This window comes from Coprococcus sp. RTP31081st1_H1_RTP31081_211007 (assembly GCF_040227275.1).
Classification (GTDB): domain Bacteria; phylum Bacillota; class Clostridia; order Lachnospirales; family Lachnospiraceae; genus Coprococcus; species Coprococcus aceti.
In genome coordinates, this window is the sequence record NZ_JBEHVP010000003.1 from 145,554 (window position 1) to 164,643 (window position 19,090).

General features: G+C 43.8%; 16 protein-coding genes. 1 reads left to right on the forward strand and 15 read right to left on the reverse strand.

Features of this window, described 5'->3' with window-relative positions; all coding sequences use genetic code 11:
* Nucleotides 1-90: 90 nt before the first annotated feature.
* Nucleotides 91-858 (forward strand): YesL family protein, encoded by a 768-nt coding sequence (locus ABUA31_RS07145; protein ID WP_015534455.1) that lies wholly within the window; start codon nucleotides 91-93, stop codon nucleotides 856-858.
* Between the two features lie 95 nt (nucleotides 859-953).
* Here the strand turns inward: ABUA31_RS07145 and ABUA31_RS07150 are convergent, their stop codons facing one another.
* The 15 genes from ABUA31_RS07150 to ABUA31_RS07220 all read right to left on the reverse strand — a co-directional run bounded on the left by ABUA31_RS07150 (nucleotide 954) and on the right by ABUA31_RS07220 (nucleotide 19,074).
* Complete coding sequence (locus ABUA31_RS07150; RefSeq protein WP_349818671.1) at nucleotides 954-1,877, reverse strand: AraC family transcriptional regulator; 924 nt, start codon at nucleotides 1,875-1,877, stop codon at nucleotides 954-956.
* 141 nt (nucleotides 1,878-2,018) lie between these two features.
* Nucleotides 2,019-3,170 carry a YIP1 family protein gene (locus ABUA31_RS07155; RefSeq protein WP_015534453.1) on the reverse strand — a complete coding sequence of 384 codons (1,152 nt, stop codon included), beginning with the start codon at nucleotides 3,168-3,170 and terminating at the stop codon, nucleotides 2,019-2,021.
* Between the two features lie 122 nt (nucleotides 3,171-3,292).
* Nucleotides 3,293-3,508, reverse strand: a complete 216-nt coding sequence (locus ABUA31_RS07160; RefSeq protein WP_015534452.1) for a hypothetical protein — start codon at nucleotides 3,506-3,508, stop codon at nucleotides 3,293-3,295.
* Complete coding sequence (locus ABUA31_RS07165; RefSeq protein ID WP_117874351.1) at nucleotides 3,496-4,902, reverse strand: TFIIB-type zinc ribbon-containing protein; 1,407 nt, start codon at nucleotides 4,900-4,902, stop codon at nucleotides 3,496-3,498. Before ABUA31_RS07165 ends, ABUA31_RS07160 begins: the two co-directional genes overlap by 13 nt.
* A gap of 193 nt (nucleotides 4,903-5,095) precedes the next feature.
* Nucleotides 5,096-6,046: a glycosyltransferase family 2 protein gene (locus ABUA31_RS07170; RefSeq protein WP_015534450.1), complete on the reverse strand. Its 951-nt coding sequence runs from the start codon at nucleotides 6,044-6,046 to the stop codon at nucleotides 5,096-5,098.
* Nucleotides 6,043-7,743 (reverse strand): glycosyltransferase family protein, encoded by a 1,701-nt coding sequence (locus tag ABUA31_RS07175; RefSeq protein ID WP_055222362.1) that lies wholly within the window; start codon nucleotides 7,741-7,743, stop codon nucleotides 6,043-6,045. The genes ABUA31_RS07170 and ABUA31_RS07175 overlap by 4 nt, the downstream gene beginning before the upstream one ends.
* A 154-nt stretch (nucleotides 7,744-7,897) precedes the next feature.
* Complete coding sequence (locus ABUA31_RS07180) at nucleotides 7,898-9,649, reverse strand: phospho-sugar mutase (protein ID WP_022217368.1); 1,752 nt, start codon at nucleotides 9,647-9,649, stop codon at nucleotides 7,898-7,900.
* A 153-nt stretch (nucleotides 9,650-9,802) separates the two neighbouring features.
* Nucleotides 9,803-10,795, reverse strand: a complete 993-nt coding sequence (locus tag ABUA31_RS07185) for a YutH/CotS family kinase-like spore coat protein (RefSeq protein ID WP_243105811.1) — start codon at nucleotides 10,793-10,795, stop codon at nucleotides 9,803-9,805.
* A 132-nt stretch (nucleotides 10,796-10,927) separates the two neighbouring features.
* Entirely contained in the window at nucleotides 10,928-12,259 is a 1,332-nt protein-coding gene (locus ABUA31_RS07190; RefSeq protein ID WP_349818672.1) for a CCA tRNA nucleotidyltransferase, read from the reverse strand.
* Nucleotides 12,260-12,350: 91 nt separating this feature from the next.
* On the reverse strand, nucleotides 12,351-13,784 hold the full coding sequence (gene proS / locus ABUA31_RS07195; protein WP_022217371.1) for a proline--tRNA ligase: 1,434 nt from the start codon (nucleotides 13,782-13,784) through the stop codon (nucleotides 12,351-12,353).
* A 143-nt stretch (nucleotides 13,785-13,927) separates the two neighbouring features.
* A complete protein-coding gene (locus ABUA31_RS07200; protein ID WP_022217372.1) occupies nucleotides 13,928-14,629 on the reverse strand; it encodes an RluA family pseudouridine synthase in 702 nt (233 codons plus the stop codon).
* A 211-nt stretch (nucleotides 14,630-14,840) separates the two neighbouring features.
* Nucleotides 14,841-15,530: a response regulator transcription factor gene (locus ABUA31_RS07205; RefSeq protein WP_022217373.1), complete on the reverse strand. Its 690-nt coding sequence runs from the start codon at nucleotides 15,528-15,530 to the stop codon at nucleotides 14,841-14,843.
* Entirely contained in the window at nucleotides 15,523-17,223 is a 1,701-nt protein-coding gene (locus tag ABUA31_RS07210; protein ID WP_055145925.1) for a sensor histidine kinase, read from the reverse strand. The genes ABUA31_RS07205 and ABUA31_RS07210 overlap by 8 nt, the downstream gene beginning before the upstream one ends.
* Before the next feature lie 67 nt (nucleotides 17,224-17,290).
* A complete protein-coding gene (locus tag ABUA31_RS07215; protein WP_055280380.1) occupies nucleotides 17,291-17,950 on the reverse strand; it encodes a helix-turn-helix domain-containing protein in 660 nt (219 codons plus the stop codon).
* 248 nt (nucleotides 17,951-18,198) lie between these two features.
* The gene (locus tag ABUA31_RS07220) at nucleotides 18,199-19,074 is read right to left on the reverse strand and encodes a hypothetical protein (protein WP_349818673.1); all 876 of its coding nucleotides are present in this window, start codon (nucleotides 19,072-19,074) and stop codon (nucleotides 18,199-18,201) included.
* Nucleotides 19,075-19,090: the final 16 nt, after the last annotated feature.

The window sequence follows — 19,090 nt, forward strand, 5'->3', positions numbered from 1 at the left end:
TAAATTGTAAAATTCGCTATATATTGGCATACCTTTTTGTGCTATAGTTAAACAAACGATATTATCACTTTTTACATCAGGAGGAATTTTATGAACATTTTCAACAGTGACGGCTGGTTTTCCAGATTTTTTGGAACGCTCGGCGATATTATAATAGTGAACATTCTATTTATATTGTGTAGTATTCCCATAGTCACCATGGGAGCTTCCATGAGCGCAATGTATTTCACTCTGTTAAAGAAGCAGAGGACAGGCGAAAATGGAGGTGTAGTGAAATTATTCTTCAAAGGCTTCAAGGATAATTTCAAACAGTCAACGATTTCATGGCTGCTATTCCTTCTTATATCATTTATATTCACTCTGGATTTCAACCTTTTTGGCAAGGGTGGTCCACAGGAGAACAAGCTCATGTACTACACCAGTGTCGTGCTTATGATATTGACATGCTTCATCGCAATTTACCTGTTCCCTGTCATAAGTGCATTTAAGAACACATTGAAGAACCTTCTCTTGCAGTCCATTTACCTGGCGGCCAAGAACTTCATATTTACAATAGTGATCATGGTTCTCTACACTCTGCCTGCATATGTTCTGCTATCCAGCACTCAGGTATTCATGGTAGGTATATTCGTGTTCATAGTATGTGGCTTTGGCCTTATAGCATATGTATCATCATTCATGTTTTTGAAGGCATTCACCCCATATCTGGATGAGGTCACAAAGAAGTACACGGACGACGATCCTGCTTCATGGATGCACAGCGATGACCAGACATCTGAATCAGATGAGGATAATCCCGAATCCACAAAGGTGACCAAGAAGCTTATCGTTGACAATTCATATCATGGCAGACAGTAGTTTTTACCGTATATCGTAAATACAGCAAAGGCGGATGTGCGACAAATCGCACACCCGCCTTTTGCTTAATTCAAATTTTTTGATTCAATTATATCTTACAGCTTCGAAGCCTCATGTCCAAACTTGGCATCCTTCGTCTCAAGCTCAACCTCAAGATTCCTGAATGACTTAGGACTCATTCCAAACTTCTGCTTGAATGCTTTGGAGAAAGAAAGAGAATCCTCATAACCACACTGATATGCGATTATATTGATCTGTTCCTTTGATGACCGGAGAAGACTTGCAGCTTTCTCCAATCTGAAGTTGATAAGATACTCCTGAGGAGATACACCCATCTCCTTCTTGAAGCTTCCTGTCAGATGACTTCTGCTGATTCCTATGAAATCCGCAATGTCATCGATCTTGATCTTGTTCATGTACTTCTCTGTTATGAAGTCGACAGCAGCCTTTACATATATCTTACTTGGATACTCAATGTTATCATCTTCCTGCGCATCGGAGGCATTATCCTCCATAATGGTTGCGAAGAGAAGCATCAGTGCACTCATTCTCTTCACCTCGTTTATACGTGTGATCTGGGAATATTCGAGCATCTTGTTGATACATTCTGCACACGTATCCATCTGCTCTATCTTGATGATAGGTGAGCCCTTTACATACCCCATCGCCTCAATAAAATCTTCAGCTCTGTAGCCATGAAATCCAACCCACATGTAGCTCCATGGATCATCATCGTCAGCCCTGTAAGTAGTCTCCTCACCAGGTCTGATGATAAACGCCTGTCTAGGTCCCAGTTCATAAGTCTTCCCTGCAATTGTAAATGTACCCTTGCCCTTCTTTACCATATGGATAACATATGATTCTCTGACGTATGGACCAAACTTCCAGCCTTTTATACAATCCTCTCTTCCACAATAGTCCAGACTGATTGCGGTACCCCACATATAGGAGTTCGACAACTGTAGATCTTCCAGACAAGCAAAACCAACACTGTCAGTTAAACCAACCTTTCTTACCATAACCCGTCCTTTCCTTTACCATATCTTTGCCACCCTTTTATATAAGTTAACACCAAAACACCTTTATATTTTAACAAAAGCAGACAAACCTGTCAATTTTCAGATCTGTCTGCTTCCTGTAAAATATCTATAAATTATGTCTTACCAGTGACGGTAACCAAATACTGTTGCAGCGTTCTTGAAGTAGCTGAGTACCTGCTCTGCACATGTTGCGCTGTCACTGAATATCTTTTCTGCGATGTTATCTATAACAGTGATGAGGAATACTGAGATAACTATAGCAGCGATAACTGCAAATATCTTTGAGTTGTCATTTGTCTCAAGGTTATCGAATAACGCATGAGCTGCGATCACGATTCCGCAAAGGCTTATTCCGAGGAAGAGTATGTATCCAAAGCCTCCGATGATTCCGCTGAGGAAATCAACCTTGTGGAAGAGTGCTGAGATGATCTCAAATATGATTCCTGCAACCATTGCTATTGCCTCATAAAGTGCAAATACACCAACGGCGTTAAGTGCTTTTCCAAATGTGATTCCACCCTTGAATATAATTCCTCCGGCGATAAATACCGCTGCTGTCATGATGACTGCTGCGATTATAGTGAAGAAGAACATGTAGAATCCCTTTGCTATTGAATCGCCAAAGTCAAATCCCATTATGAGGAATCCGACAGTTACAAATATAAGTGAGAGGATGGCATTTACTCCTGCAAGTATTCCGCCAGGAACCATGTTGTCACTCTGAACCATCTCACCCGCTGTATCTGCAGGGCTCTTGAAAAGACCTATCACATTCTTGAGAAGATCATTTATCATATTGCCCGCTGCTGATGGCTTCTTCGGCTGTGGCTGTACATAGCCCTGCTGGCCGTACATCTGCTGGTTCATCTGTGGCTGGCCGTAGCCCTGCTGACCATACATCTGCTGGTTCATCTGCTGACCGTAGCCCTGCTGATTGTATGCTCCCTGGTTCATCTGCTGGCCATAACCCTGCTGATTATACATCTGCTGGTTCATCTGCTGACCGTAGCCCTGCTGGTTGTATGCACCCTGCTGGTTCATCTGCTGGCCGTAACCCTGTTGATTGTATGCACCCTGCTGGTTCATCTGCTGGCCATAGCCTTGCTGATTGTACACTCCCTGCTGACTCATCTGCGGCTGGCTGTAAGCCGCTGCCTGCTGATCTGCCTGTGGCTGGCTGTTCTCCGCCGCCTGCTGATTTGTCTGTGCCTGATCTGCCACCTGCTGTTCTCCCTGTGGCTGACCAAACTGCTGATCCTGATTCTCGTTCATTCCTGTTACCTCCAATTCCTTTCCCTGTGTGAAAATATATCAAAAATATGATACCAAATCCCCCTGGTTTTGTCATCATATCATTGCTCTATAAACTTCTGTGCGATATCGAAGGATCTGACTCAATCCTTATAATATCCATCGAAATAGTTAATCGGGCTGTGGCTGTCATACTTTGCATGATACACAAATGTAGTATAATCAACGTATTCCGCTTTCTTCTCCTCATTCTGTCCAATATTGTTGGATCTTACAAGAGCAGAAATCACTATGGATACCGTTAAGCATATCCCGCACACGATACCTATTGCAACATACAAAAATACTATCGAACCCATGTCTTATCCTGCCTTTCCTTAACGTATTCTATAGTGCCATAGCTTCTGAATCTGTGAATATCTATCCTTGATCTGTGAAGCTTGTTGATCGCACGCCAGAAGCTCACCAAACTATATATAACTCCAGCCACATACGCGGAAAATACCATAAAAGCTCCACTTGAATCACCCACACCTGCACTTATCCTATACAGATCCGTCATAAGTCCCCCAACAAATACAGATACATATGTACAAAGCACAACCATCACTGTCATAAGTATCGCTATGGATGCCCCAACCTTAAATCTGTTGGATGGGACATTTCCCACGACCTTGCCGGTCTGCCCATTCACCGCCACGGTATAGAGTATTCCCTGATAACGAAAAGTCATGAACCACGCTGGCAGCAATGCATACTCGATATCTGTCATCTTTATATCCGTTTTTTCCTCAGTAATCCGGGCGTTTTTCGGAACATCGCTCATCATTTCTTCCTTCACCGCATCATTGCTCTTTCTCTTTGCAACGGCTGCGATCTCGGCAGCTGGTACATCGTACCTGTCCGTGTAAAATCCGGACAGATATTCTGGAGAAAACGTCAAAGCCTTCTCTAAATCATAAGGCTCCAGTCTTGCCGAAATGTGATCATTCAATCTTCTTGTTGCATCACCAGGTACCCTTGGAACTGTACACTCACAATCTCTCATACAATTGTGTGTGACTGTTTTGTCTGCAGTTTTCTGTGCAACTGCTGCTATAGAACCAAAGCATTTTTCATAATTACTAACGCGCTCGCCTTTTTCATTCTCCTGAAATACATACTTGAGCTTTTTTCTAACATGATAAGATGCCAGCCAATATGGTATATATATTCCTCGTATCTTATCAATCTCAAATTTCTTTATCTCATCCGGAACAAACCACCCCTTACAGAACCTGTCACGTATAAGCTGTTCTGCTCTCTTCTGAGAAATTCCAAATGGAATAATAAGGTCCGGCTCCAGTTCATCCTTAACTCTGTCAACCAATATCATCGGCTGCCCACAATACGCACAGAAACTGGAAGTTTCCGTGGATTTCACCATAAGTCTTGCACCACAGGATGTACATTCATATAGATTCATATCCATATACCTTGGTGATTCATCATCCTTTCCAATATTGATCTCGTCCAATGTGTATATCGTATCCGTGGCATCAGTTATGTATCTTTTTATTCTGGCAATCTTCTGAATTGCCTTATAGCTTCTCTTATCTACAAGCTCTCCATCCTCATTCCTGGTCATGGCAGAGTTTTCTTCTCCTATGCCTCTGCTGATCACCGAATCACACTGCGTACACTGCAGCTGCCTCGTCTTAGGATTCAGTACCACAACACCGCCGCAGGATGGACATTTTACTGTAAGATTCATTGCATGTTACCCCCATGTCTACCAAACATAAGCCCCATTTGACTAAAACAGTATCATCTAAATTATAAGCTATCAAGTAGTCAAATTACAACTATATGTACCTGTAACGGATGTAAATATTACATAAAACGTCTTATCATCCAAATAAAGCTGTATCATAACCATTCCATCACAATACAGCTTCATAATGTTATCAATTTATCTTATTCACGTCGTCTTTATTGGTGTCGGAAATTATATAATGTGGTCTTCCCTTGGTCTCCATATATGTCTTGGCGATATATTTACCCATTATTCCTATGCACAGGAACTGGAGTCCTGATACAAACAGTATGATGCACACAAGTGACGGCCATCCCGCAACAGGGTCTCCCCACACCAGCTTTCTTATGAAGAAGAACAGCATCATGACGAATGCGACAAATGTACAAAATATTCCAAATCCTGAAGCTATACTCATCGGCGCCTCGGAGAAGTTGATTATTCCGTCCAGTGCGTATTTGAAAAGCTTCCAGAAGTTCCACTTCGTCTCGCCCGCAACTCTCTCCACATTCTCGTATTCCAGCCATTTTGTCCTGAACCCGATCCAGCCAAATATTCCTTTGGAAAATCTGTTGTACTCGCACATCGACACGATGGCATCCTTCATCTCTGCCTTCATAAGCCTGAAATCCCTGGCGCCATCCACGACATCGGCGTCGGATATCTTGTTGATGATCTTGTAGAACATCCGCGCAAACCAAGATCTTATCGGCGGCTCGCCCTTTCTGGTGACTCTTCTGGTCGCCACACTGTCATATTCTCCCTGCTCAAGTATACCGAGCATCTCCGGGAGCAGACTTGGCGGATCCTGCATGTCGGCATCCATCACCGCCACGTAATCCCCATCTGCATTGCAGAAGCCCGCATACATTGCAGCCTCCTTACCAAAGTTTCTGGAAAATGACAAATACTTGAAATAATCGTATTCCTCTGAGATCTTTTTCATGGTCTCAAGAGTCTTATCCGACGAACCATCATTTACCATAAGAACCTCAAAATCATACTGTCTGAGTTCCTGTCTCACCTTGTCCAGCTCCCCTGCAAATATCGGAAGAGCCTGCTCTTCGTTATAGCATGGAATTATCAAACTAACTTTTTTCATTTTGTTTCACCTGCTTTAAATTTATAAATTCGTATTCCTGAAAATCTGTATTCTATAGATTTCTTTGTATACTTTGTTATCTCTGCTATTTTCTCAGTCATCTTGTGTATCTTTTTCTCTTCAAATTTTGGATCATTGATGACCGCCACATATATCTCATCGCCGCAGTCCTTCACCAGATCAGCGATGCTGTCTATATCATCCTCGTACACATACCGGCATCTTCCCATCTGGGAAAATACGTTCATTCCCGCGTACACGTTGTTCCATTTGCCATCTCCGTGACACAGTATGATACAGTCCTGTCCCTTCATCTCCTCCAAGGCTGTGCTCCAGTCGCTGTAGCCCATGTACTGCCAGTCTATACCCTTTACAGCTATACTGCCTGCACATAATACCAGGCATATGACAGCGGTTACAACTGCACATCTCTTCCTGGTTATTACTGGAACCAGCTTCATCATACACCATATCATAAACACAGCCACTATAGGAAGTGCCGAGTAAATATATCTTGCATTTACAAGCTCGGACCCCTGTATTCCCACAAATGCAAGAACGGCGTCAGCCACGATAACCCCCGCCAATAACAGTGAGCGTGACTCTATCCTTCCTGTTCTGTCCGCATCTATATCTCTCCTGTGTATACATACTCTGTAGGATAATCCATCATTTTCCCTGACCAAGGATATCTTTATATCCACAAATGAAAGCACTATCCTTGCCACGATGAGCACCAGTGCCACAAGCACGATCAGCGGAAGCAGTCCTGCAAAATACGACCTGTTTATATAACTGATATAATATAAGAATTTGTGACCGGAAAGTCCTATCAGATTATCGGTAGCATAGCTTCCCCTGTAACCAAATATGTGCTTTATCGTCGCGGGAAATACCGCTATTGCCGCACCAAGTCCAGCAACAAGACTAAAGCCATACGCAAACATCTGCTTTACCTTTCGCATATACAACAGGTATATACATACACACAATCCAAGTCCGGCAACATAGAAGTAGAAATAATAGTGTGTGAGTCCGCCGAACATGACCGCCAGTGCCAGCAATATAAAATACGGCACGGTCATCTTCTTTTTATGTCTCAGTATATATACATGAACCGCCGTCAGCAGCAATACATTCAAGGTCTGAAGAAGATACATCCGTATGAGCATACAGTTGCTTATGCCCACCGATGATACGCCCCACAGAGCTGCCGCCATCAGTCCATACCATCTGTTTCCAAGCAGATATGCCGCCACATACAACAGAAGAATATCCACAAATATCAGGAGTATGAGGTTGAGCACTATTCCCGGAACTGCACTGTATCCCGCTCCTTTGAAAAAGTAGCACACCGTATGCAGCAGCATATAATATACCGGCGGGTGGACATCATTTTCCTGATTTCTGTATGCCGCACTGTAGTTGAATGAATCATCGTTATAATTCATATAGTTCTCAAAATATGACCCCGTCACCCACTCATCAAGTGGCGTGTTGTCCTCTCCCGGATGGAGAAAAGTCTTGTCCGTGGAGTTTGCAAGGCCATAGCTGTACACCTCATCGCAAAACAGATACTGTCTCTTAAGCCCGTAGTGGATGCACAGTCCATACTGCAGTAACACCAGCACTATGCATGCGATCCAGAAATACCGATTTGTCCTGATTTCTTTATTTTTCTTTACACTCTCTGTCATAATCTATTCTCCCACTGTCTTTGCCCATATAATAAGAGCAGTTTACCTCCTTTGTATACTTAATTTATTTTAAAATAAAAAACGGACTGCTACATTGTGACCGTATATTATACGTCACTGTAACAATCCGTTTGTTTATGATTATTTTTCTTTATTACTTTTCAAGTATATCGTAGATAAGATCCATGACCTTGTCACCAAATGCTGCTGACTCCTTCTGTGCCTCATCGTATGATGAACCCTTGATTCCGTAGTAGAACTTGATCTTTGGCTCAGTTCCTGAAGGTCTTACCGCAAGCCATGCATCGTTCTCAAGCTCGTAGTAGAGTACATTGGCATTCGGGAATCCGGTAGGCTTAACCTCACCTGTCTCGATATTCCTTATATACTCAAGACGATAATCACGTACCACTCTGGTCTTGTATCCTGCTACTTCCTCAGGTACATTTGCACGGAGGATATTCATGATGTGTCCGATCTTCTTTGATCCCTCAACACCCTTGAGTGTTACGGTCTTGATGTCATCTACATAATATCCGTACTTCTCGTACATATCCATCATTGCATCCCAAAGAGTCTTGCCCTGACCCTTGTAGTAAGCTGCTGCCTCGCAGAGAGCCATAGTTGCAACAACGGCATCCTTGTCTCTTGCGTGGGTTCCGATCAGGCATCCGTAGCTCTCCTCAAATCCGAAGAGGTATGTTCCCTTGCCTGTCTGCTCAAATCTGAGGATCTCACGGCCAATGTTCTTGAAACCTGTGAAACACTCGATGAGATCTGTTCCATAATACTTTGCTATAGCATCTACCATGTTGGTAGTAACGATAGTCTTGATGATTGCTCCGTCTGCTGGAAGGCTGCCATTCTTCTCCTTCATCTGGCTTACCTCATACTCGCAGAGTAAGCTTCCTGACATGTTACCTGTGAATACCTTGTACTCACCTGTCTTGGAATCCTTGGCGTAGCATCCGAGTCTGTCGGCATCAGGGTCTGTTGCCAGAACGAGATCTGCATCGACTTCCTTTGCCAGCTTGAGTGCCAGTGCAAATGCTTCCTTTGCCTCTGGGTTTGGATACTCAACTGTTGGGAAATCTCCATCCGGAAGCTCCTGCTCAGGAACCACGTACACATTCTCAAATCCGATCTCCTTGAGAATCCTTCTTACAGGGATGTTGCCTGTTCCGTGAAGTGGTGTGTACACGATCTTGATATCCTTGCCATACTTGTCAATTGCATCCTGATTGAGGATGAGCTTCTTGAGCTCGCCCATGTATGCGTCATCAACCTCTGAACCGATAGTTACAAGAAGCCCCTTCTTCTTTGCCTCTACCATGTCCATGGTCTTTGTATCTGCGAAATCTGTGATGGCCTTTACCTCGGCCATGATTCCCTGGTCATGAGGTGGTGTGATCTGTGCGCCATCCTCCCAGTATACCTTATATCCATTGTACTCTGGTGGGTTATGTGATGCTGTTACATTGATACCAGCTACACAGTCCAGATATCTCACTGCAAATGAAAGCTCAGGTGTCGGTCTAAGTGACTCGAATCTGTAAGCCTTTATGCCATTTGCTGCCAGGCAGAGAGCTGCCTCCATAGAGAACTCAGGTGACATTCTTCTTGAATCATAAGCTATTGCCACACCTTTGTCCTGCTTGCCCGCCTTGATGATGTAGTTTGCAAGTCCCTGTGTAGCCTTGCGCACTACATATATGTTCATTCTGTTAGTACCAGCTCCGATGATGCCTCGAAGTCCGGCTGTTCCAAATACAAGATCACAATAGAATCTTTCTTCTATCTCTTTCTCGTCGTCCTTGATCGCTAAGAGCTCATCCTTGGTTTCCTGACCAAACAAAGGATTGTTCACCCACTGCTCATACACGTCCTTGTAATTATAATCGCTCATCATTTTGCCTCCTGTGAAATCTATTGCTTTATGTTACCCATAGAGCATCCTACAAATGGAAAACACACACACGAAAAAACCATCTGTAAAATACATCACAATTCAGTATCACGTGTCTAACTCAATTATTATCCACGCCCCAACATTATACTCTTAATTTGTCAGCTTGTGAAGTCCATAGGTATCGTTAATTTCACTCAAAATTTTGAGCTTTTCTTGGTCATCTTCGATAACTTTTTGGAGTTTTTCCATCAAAACCGGGGATATGTAGCTCTTTCTGGTGTTCATATACCGGTTACTTATCTTCCAGAACTTCTCCGGGAAACTGTACATAAGATATATGAATTCATAATCCTCATGTTCAAGATAATTGATCTGACTGTACGCACTCAGAATGTCCTTCGCCATGGTGATATCATACCTGTTCTTCTCCATGGCTTTGCGGAGAAACTGGTACAGATCCATGAGCTGGTATCCCACATGGAACCGGTCAAAATTTATGGTTGCTATGTATCCATCACAGAACATCACGCTGTGATAATTATACGAGCCGTGACAATAGCCAAGCCATTTGTCGTTGTATGTGAAATTATCCTGAAACAGCGACAGGCACTTCTCTGCCTGGCTGTAAAAATAATCAAATGTCTTTATGTACAGCATCTCAAAGTCATTCTTCAGGGTTCTCCTGCTGACAAAATTTCTTATCCTGCGAAGCTCATTTACCTTTCTATCCAGATTTCCCGGAGTTTTTTTTGTGTATGACGTATTCTCCTCCATGTACAGTTCCCTTCCGGCTCTGTGAAACCACGCCAGATTTATAACTGCTTTCTCAAGATCCCTTATGCTTGATGCATTACACTCCCGCCCTTGGAAATATTCCCTGCACACAAATGGATTTCCATACCTGTCGCAGGTCACCAGCTCGTCTTCTCTGTTGGCCACGACCCGGTCTATATTACAGAAGCCCTTTTCATATATCTTATCCTTAAATTCCTTCTCCTGCTGAAGCCTCTCGTCAGTTCCATTCAGGGATGACACCTGTCTGACCCCCTTGTCCGTCATCAGAATCACAGCACCTCTGCCTCTGCCCGTTCCCTGTACTTCCATATCGTATGCTTCATACACTTCACCCATTTTTTCAGCCAAATAAAAACCCCCTCCTACAACCATCTCTTGGCAGCATAACTGCCTGCTAAGTAATTGTATGAGGGGATGTTAAGTTTCATTCTTAAGTTGTAACTTTTTATTTGTCTGTTTTACGACGGGTATCGCTGATGCCTACATCTGCTTTACCTGATCCAGCAGATATTCCCTGCCGTTCTTCTCCGGGTCTTCTATAACCATATCCAGCAGTTTCTGAAGTATCTCGCCCATCTGAGGTCCCGGCTTTATTCCCAGCTTTATGAGGTCTCCGCCATTTACCTTGAGGTCCTTGATCCTGACGCAGTCAGCATCTGCCACGATCTCTTCATATTTCTTCTCAAGCTCCGCAAGCTGGCTCTGTCTCTCCTCCAGCTTGTAATCGCTCTGGGCAGCCATATCGGCTTTCTTGATCTCGATTATATATGGGAAGAAATCCTTTCCAACCTCTCCGAGAAGCTTCCTGATGGTATTCTTCTTCGGAACGCAGCCCATGCCAAAGTCATGCCATCTCACCAGCTTGCACACGTCCTTGATGGTATTGTTGTCAAACTTCAGTCTTCTGAGAACCGCCTCCGCCAGTGGAACTCCTGCGATCTGGTGGTCGTAAAAGTGATCTGTTCCATTCTCGTCCACAGTGTGTGTGGATGGCTTGCCTATATCGTGGAGAAGCGCCGCCCATCTCATGGTGACGTCAGCTCTTATATTCTTAACCGCCTCAATGGAGTGTACACCCACATTGTATCTGTGATACTGGTTGTTCTGTGGCTGCTCCATCATCTTGTCAAATTCAGGAAGGATATATGCAGTGATCCCTGTAACATAGGCCTCGAGCAGCTTGTCCGGGTGATCTGATACAAGGAGCTTTGTGAGCTCCACCCTGATCCTCTCCGCACTTATATCCTTGAGGTAATGTGCCTGGATGATCATGGCCTTTCGGGTATCCCTCTCTATGTCAAATCCAAGCTGTCCCGCAAATCTTATGGCTCTGAGTATCCTAAGTGCATCCTCATCGAATCTGTCCCTTGCCACACCGACAGCTCTTATAACCTTGTCATTCAGATCCTGCACACCGCCAAACATATCTATTATGCCCTTGCTGTGGCTGTACGCCATGGCATTTATGGTGAAGTCTCTTCTCTTCAGATCCTCCTCAAGGCTGGCTGTGAACTCCACCTGATCCGGTCTCCTGTGATCACTGTACTCTCCATCTATCCTGTACGTCGTGACCTCATAGCCTTCCTTGCCCATCATGACTGTTACGGTTCCATGCTCTATTCCTGTATCTACGGTTCGCCTGAATATCTCCTTGACCTGCTCAGGTCTGGCAGATGTGGTGATATCCCAGTCCCCCGGCTCTCTTCCGAGTATGCTGTCTCTCACGCAGCCGCCGACTATATAGGCCTCATAGCCTGCTGCCTCAAGACCCTCTATAACTTTATTTGCTCCCTCTGGAATGTCTATTCTCATATATCTTCTCTCCGCATCTTTATATCTGTAAAATAATAACTTCTCCAGCAAAATGCTGAAGAAGTTATTATACATGATTATTATCTATATTTTAGTATGCTCTTCCGAAGTATACCATCTTCTTGGCCGGCTTGCCGCAGTGTACACATACATCTGAAAGATGCTCCTGTGCAAATGGCATACATCTTGTGGATGCTCCTGTCTCATCCTTGATAGCCTCCTCACAAGCTGTCTCGCCACACCACATAGCCTTTACAAAGCCCTGCTCGTTGTCGATGATATTCTTGAACTCATCCCAGTTAAGCGCTGCATGTGTATGTGAATCTCTGTGAGCCTTTGCTCTCTCGAACATATCCTTCTGGATAGTCTCAAGAAGCTCTCCAACCTTTGTATCTATCTCATCAAGTGATACTGTGATCTTCTCTCTTGTGTCACGGCGTACCAGAACTGCCTGATTGGCCTCGATATCCTTTGGTCCGATCTCAACTCTGATAGGAATACCTCTCATCTCCTGCTCTGAGAACTTCCAGCCTGGGCTCTTGTCGCTGTCATCGACCTTTACTCTGAATGCTCCAAGCTTCTCACGGAGCTCTGCTGCCTTCTCAAGCACTCCTGCTTTCTTCTGCATGATAGGAATGATCATGACCTGAGTTGGAGCAACCTTTGGAGGAAGTACAAGACCTGAATTGTCTCCGTGAACCATGATGATGGCTCCGATAAGTCTTGTTGTCATACCCCATGATGTCTGATGAACATACTTGAGCTTGTTGTCCTTGTCTGTAAACTGTATTCCAAATGCCTTGGCAAATCCGTCTCCGAAGTTATGGCTTGTTCCTGACTGGAGCGCCTTGCCATCGTGCATAAGTGCCTCTATTGTGTATGTTGCCTCTGCTCCTGCGAACTTCTCCTTCTCTGTCTTCTGTCCACGGATAACAGGCATAGCCAGTACATCCTCACAGAAGTCTGCATACAGATTCAGCATCTGTATTGTTCTTGCCTCAGCCTCCTCAGCTGTTGCATGAGCTGTGTGACCCTCCTGCCACAGGAATTCTCTTGAACGAAGGAAAGGTCTTGTCTCCTTCTCCCAACGCATTACTGAACACCACTGATTATATACCCTTGGCAGATCACGATATGACTGGATATCATTCTTGTAGAAATCGCAGAACAAAGTCTCTGATGTTGGTCTTACACACATACGCTCTGTGAGTGGATTGAGTCCGCCATAAGTAACCCATGCTACCTCAGGTGCAAATCCCTCAACGTGATCCTTCTCCTTCTCAAGAAGGCTCTCTGGAATAAGCATAGGCATGTACACATTCTCCACACCTGTAGCCTTGAATCTCTCATCAAGCTGCTTCTGTATAAGCTCCCAGATTGCATATCCTGCGGGCTTGATAGCCATACATCCCTTCACGTTGGTATATGCGATAAGTCCTGCCTTGAGGACAACGTCAGTATACCACTGTGCAAAATCTTCATCCATGGAAGTAATAGCTTCAACCATCTTCTTATCGTTTGCCATCTTATTTATCTCCTTAATTCTAAAACATTCTATATCTGCTGCATAGCTGAACTACCTAATGCATACACTCTTTAATCTACAAAATTTCAGGACGTATGTCAACACGAAACATGCCAACATCCGCCCTGTAAATACCATTTTAACTAAAACTCATCCAGATCCAGAATGGCAAATGCTCCGCCCTCCGGCTCATGCTTGAACACCATGTGTTCCCCTGTTGTCGGATGGTCAAATTCCAATCTGGACGCGTGAAGTCCTATCTCTTTATATTTCTTCTTCGTCTTCTGGAACTTAGGGTTGTACTTCGTGTCACCCCATATTCCGCACTTTCTCTTCGCAAACTGAGCCCTGATCTGATGATGTCTTCCAGTTATGAGTTCAACAAGTATATATGACAGAACTCCCTCGTCCGTATCCATGACATCCAGCACCTCATATTCCAGCTCGGAATACTTTGCTCCAGGTGTGTCCTTGTCCACGACCTTTGTCACATTGTCCTTAGTATCGTGAAGAAGATAATCCTTCAAAACTCCCTGGTCATTTGGAAGCTCACCAGTGAGGATCGCCTGATAATACTTCATCATAGAACCATCCTCGCTCTGCTTTGAGAGATTTGCAGCCGCCTCAGGAGTCTTGGCAAATACCATAACTCCGCCTACAGGCCTGTCCAGTCTGTGTATAGGCACAAGATATGGTTCCTCTTTTCTGTTCTCCTTCTCGTATATCCTGAGCTTGAGCATACTCACCATGCTCTCTGAATTGGTCTTGTCCGGCTGAGTTGGCACACCACATGGCTTTACAGCCACGATTATATCATTATCCTCATGTAAAATGTTTAATTTCATTTGTTTTCTCCTCATTCGCCGTCTGGGGCTTATTATAATTGTGATAAGAAAGCCTTACGATTACTTCGCCACTTCGTGGCTCTCGTAATCGCACATTCATTCGCATTCCTGCCTATCGGCATACATGCTCATGAATATCTGCCCATCCGATGAACATGCAGAGTTTCATGCAAGCATGAACGCTGCATGTTCGCCGTCTGGGGCTTTCTTATCACATCCTAAACCTGTAGCCCACGCCCCACACAGTCTCTATGTACTGTGGATTCGATGTGTCAAATTCAATCTTCTCTCTGATCTTCTTGATATGAACAGTAACCGTGGCTATATCTCCTATGCTGTCCATATTCCATATCTTGCTGAACAGCTCATCCTTGGAAAATACCTTGTTTGGGTTGCTGGCAAGGAAGCACAGTATATCGAACTCCTTATTCGTAAATACCTTCTCCTCGTTATCAACATACACTCTTCTGTCCGTCTTGTCTATCTTAAGACCTCTGATCTCGATGACGTCATTCTTGAGTGCCGTTGAACCAACAAGTCTCTCGTATCTGGATATGTGCGCCTTGACTCTTGCCACCAGCTCACTTGGACTGAATGGCTTTGTGACATAGTCGTCAACTCCCAGACCAAGACCTCTGATCTTGTCTATATCATTCTTCTTGGCTGTTACCATGATGATCGGAATATCCTTCTTCTCCCTTATCTGTCGGCATATCTCAAATCCATCCACCTCAGGGAGCATGAGATCCAGAAGGATAAGACTGTATTCCTCATCCAATGCCTTCTCAAGACCCTTAAGTCCATTTGTCTCTATCTCTACCTCGAAATCATTGAGCTCCAGATAATCTCTCTCAAGCTCTGCAATACTAAGCTCATCTTCTATGATCAATATCTTACTCATCTGTATCTCTCCTTTTCTTTAGTGAATTTATGATCTGCAATGATCCTTTTCTCTGACCATCCTTTTTCTGATTGTCTTTTCTCTGATCATCTTTTTTCTGTGTATCCTTTTTTACATTTGCCTGCTGTTCACCGCTGGCGTCAGAAGTATCACCCTCGATCTCCTCAACCTTTGGAATATACTTCTTCAGGGTAAATACTATCGTTGTTCCGACACCAAGCTGGCTTGTGGCATATATGTTGCCACCGTGCTCCTCAACGATCTTCTTGCATATAGCAAGTCCAAGACCACTTCCGCCTCTTGACTGTCTTGCGCTGTCAGCTCTGTACATTCTGTCAAATATATGAGGCAGGCTCTCTGAATCTATTCCACGGCCATTGTCGCTTATGGATACCTTAACCTCCGCGTCATTGTCATATATGTTGATATCTATCTGTCCATATTCCTTATCGGTATACTTGATAGCATTTGTAATTATGTTGTTGATGACCCTCTTGAGCTGGTCAGGATCAACTATGACCTTCACATCGTCATCACAATAGTTCTTGTATGTGAGCGTCATGTTCTTGGAAAGGAGCGTCGTATATACCTCCTCCATACAGTCATCAAAATAATCCTTCACCGATACCCTGTGGAACTCATATGGTATGGCGTTGTTGTTGATATTCGTATACAGTGAAAGCTCATTGATGAGGCTGTCCATCTCATTTGCCTTGCTGTATATCATCTTCAGATATCTCTCCTGCTTCTCAGGGGTATCTGCAACTCCATCCATGATTCCCTCCACATAACCCTTGATGGTCGTGATAGGAGTACGGAGATCGTGTGATATATTGCTTATGAGCTGCCTGTTCTCTTCCTCATATCTCATCTTCGCCTTGGTAAAGTCTGACAGTTTCTGTCTCATATCCTCAAATGACTCACAGAGCTCACCAACCTCATCGACTCTGTTATCGCCAAAGTCTATCTTCTCGTCAAGGTTGCCTGAGCCCATACGCTCTGCTGCCTCCTTGAGCTTGACAAGAGGATTCACAAACTGCTGGTATACAAGGAATGCCACGACACCGCTCAGGAGCATCATCATTAGAACCATCAGTATGGAATAACCCATGATGGTTCCCCTGAACTTCGCCATATAATTACCATAGTATGTGAGCATGTAAATATCTACCTGACTTCCATCCAGCACATATGATACCTGGTTGCACAGATAGAATGACGGCTGGGTTATGAGATATTCCTGAACCTTTATATCACTGTTATTTCCGGTATCAATCGAATCACCATCTATCGCATTGATATTCGAACTGTTATCATTTCTCTTTAACTGCTCCTTCAGGCTCTCAGAAAAAGGATCAACGGAACTATATATGTACTCTCCATCCTTCTTCACTGCTATATGAGTATTTAATACCGAGCTCTTTTCATCCAGGGCATCTGCATTATCCTGGGTTGTATAGTATGAAGGATCCTTCTTCACCTTGCTTATAACTTCCTCACGCAATGTGGACAGAGATTTGTACACATCATTGACCGGATCGTCCTCCGAATATAAAAGCTGCAGTGAGTGATTACGGCCATAAGTTCCAGTGATAAAATATCGCCCTATGATAGCCGTACCTATAACCATGGACAATATCGCTGCTATCCATATAAAAATTATCGCTATCTTAACTTTCTTAGTAATCTTCATTCGTGTTAACTCCCATCTTACTAGCGCTAATTATAGCATTAATCCCTATTGTTAGTGTGTGAAGTTTTTATAAACTCTCTCTCTGTTTTCTTCTGAAAATGCCCTTTTTCTTCCTCTTTATCTCCGTTGCCGCAACCTCCTGTCTGGTCTGCTGAAGTTCTCTTATGGTGGCGTCAAGCTTTCTGTATCTCGCTTCCTCCTGATCCTCCTTCTCCTTCATCAGCACATCCATCTGTTTTACCACGTCATCGGACACCGCAGCGGACACTGACTGTGTTATCACCTTAAGGTTGTCCTTTATGGAGTTGCTGATTATCTTGTCCATGATATTCTGGAATTGTGCCATCTTGAAATCAACTATTCTTGAATCATCCCCCACATCGCTGCTCACCCTTATGGTTTCTATGGTCTTCTTCTCTGTATTTTCTCTCTCTGCGATAAGCTCCGTCACCGCATCATCCGCATTTTTTTCCTCTGTGCTCTCTCCCTCGTCAAGAAGTTCATACATTCTGTGAACCATATCCTTTATCGCCTTGAGCTGTATCCCCTTATCCTTCAAAGTCTTAACCCTCTGAAGTATCTTTACATCCTTCTCACTGTAGCACCTGTGACCCATGTCATTTCTCTTGATATCGATCTCAAGCTCTTCCTCCCAATACCTAAGCACATGTGACTCAACCTCAACCTTGGCTGCTGCCTCACTTATACTGTAAACTCTCTCTGTCATCGTGTATATCTCCTCCTTGTCTCAGATCAGGTTCTGTCTTAAGTTATTTCCTGTCCTGATACAATTCTAAGGACTTTGATACACAGTCTCAACGCGAATCGTCCTCTAAATTTTCCCACTATACTTGTTTATTCTCCCATACTTATCACATTCTGAACTTATCCGTGGCAAATAGAACTTTTTCAGTATTTTTAAACAGAAAAATCCCCTGCACATATCAGTTTGCCCTTATGCGCAGGGGATAAATATCAGTTATTTATTTTTGTGATGACAAACTGTCCATCGTCGTTCAGTCTGAAATGTACATTTTTATAGTTTGTTCCAATTACATATTCGGAGCCGTCGTTGGTTTTTCTCAGATTATCCAGTGCATTCTCATCGTTCAGAGCCTTCATAAGAATGTCAGTGAACAGCGCCTTCTTATCAACATTCAACAGCTCATTTTCATTTGCTATGGACTGTCCACCACTTGTCTCCTGAGGATATAAAACCATATCCTTCATGGTCTCAAGATCTTCATCATTGAACACCTTCACGATCTTCTCAGCAAATGCTCTGCTGTCCGTCTCTATCTGCTGCTGGACATCAGCCCTGTCCGTATATCTGTTCTCAAATACTATATGTGACAGCACTTCATTGAGTACCTCATCACTGGCTGTGACGTATATATATAGCGAATAGTTAATTGTTCCATCGCTCCAGAAAGCTATACGTCCGGGATTCAGAGTGTAATAAGTAGCACTGTATCCCTGGATGTTGCCGGTTATCATGTCACCATTGCTGGTGTTCTCAACGCCCGCCAGATCGTACATCTCGTATTTGCAGGAGCCTCTGAGTTCAACCTTCACTCCGCTGTACCTGAAACTCACGATACCTATGTCACCGGATATCTTGTACTTCACATCCGTTATCTCGGAACTGTTCTTATCCACATCGAGATACACTCCTATCTGAGCCATATCCTCCGCGGATTCAACATCACCGCTCTTTATCTGGATACCGGTACTCTCCTCCTGACCGTCATCCACCTTCCCGCATCCCATGCAGATACCTGCAAAACAGATGACCGCAATCATAAATAATATATATTTTCTGCCCATGTCCATCCACGACGCTTTTTTCATATATCTATTCTCTCCA

Coding starts and splice junctions, on each gene's coding strand:
- ABUA31_RS07160 (WP_015534452.1), bottom strand. CDS start 3,508: ATGGGTTCGATAGTATTTTTGTATGTTGCAATAGGTATCGTGTGCGGG.
- ABUA31_RS07175 (WP_055222362.1), bottom strand. CDS start 7,743: ATGACAGAGAGTGTAAAGAAAAATAAAGAAATCAGGACAAATCGGTAT.
- ABUA31_RS07205 (WP_022217373.1), bottom strand. CDS start 15,530: ATGAGTAAGATATTGATCATAGAAGATGAGCTTAGTATTGCAGAGCTT.
- ABUA31_RS07155 (WP_015534453.1), bottom strand. CDS start 3,170: ATGAACGAGAATCAGGATCAGCAGTTTGGTCAGCCACAGGGAGAACAG.
- ABUA31_RS07170 (WP_015534450.1), bottom strand. CDS start 6,046: ATGAAAAAAGTTAGTTTGATAATTCCATGCTATAACGAAGAGCAGGCT.
- ABUA31_RS07220 (WP_349818673.1), bottom strand. CDS start 19,074: ATGAAAAAAGCGTCGTGGATGGACATGGGCAGAAAATATATATTATTT.
- ABUA31_RS07215 (WP_055280380.1), bottom strand. CDS start 17,950: ATGACAGAGAGAGTTTACAGTATAAGTGAGGCAGCAGCCAAGGTTGAG.
- ABUA31_RS07190 (WP_349818672.1), bottom strand. CDS start 12,259: ATGAGAATAGACATTCCAGAGGGAGCAAATAAAGTTATAGAGGGTCTT.
- ABUA31_RS07145 (WP_015534455.1), top strand. CDS start 91: ATGAACATTTTCAACAGTGACGGCTGGTTTTCCAGATTTTTTGGAACG.
- ABUA31_RS07165 (WP_117874351.1), bottom strand. CDS start 4,902: ATGAATCTTACAGTAAAATGTCCATCCTGCGGCGGTGTTGTGGTACTG.
- ABUA31_RS07150 (WP_349818671.1), bottom strand. CDS start 1,877: ATGGTAAGAAAGGTTGGTTTAACTGACAGTGTTGGTTTTGCTTGTCTG.
- ABUA31_RS07210 (WP_055145925.1), bottom strand. CDS start 17,223: ATGAAGATTACTAAGAAAGTTAAGATAGCGATAATTTTTATATGGATA.
- ABUA31_RS07200 (WP_022217372.1), bottom strand. CDS start 14,629: ATGAAATTAAACATTTTACATGAGGATAATGATATAATCGTGGCTGTA.
- proS (WP_022217371.1), bottom strand. CDS start 13,784: ATGGCAAACGATAAGAAGATGGTTGAAGCTATTACTTCCATGGATGAA.
- ABUA31_RS07180 (WP_022217368.1), bottom strand. CDS start 9,649: ATGAGCGATTATAATTACAAGGACGTGTATGAGCAGTGGGTGAACAAT.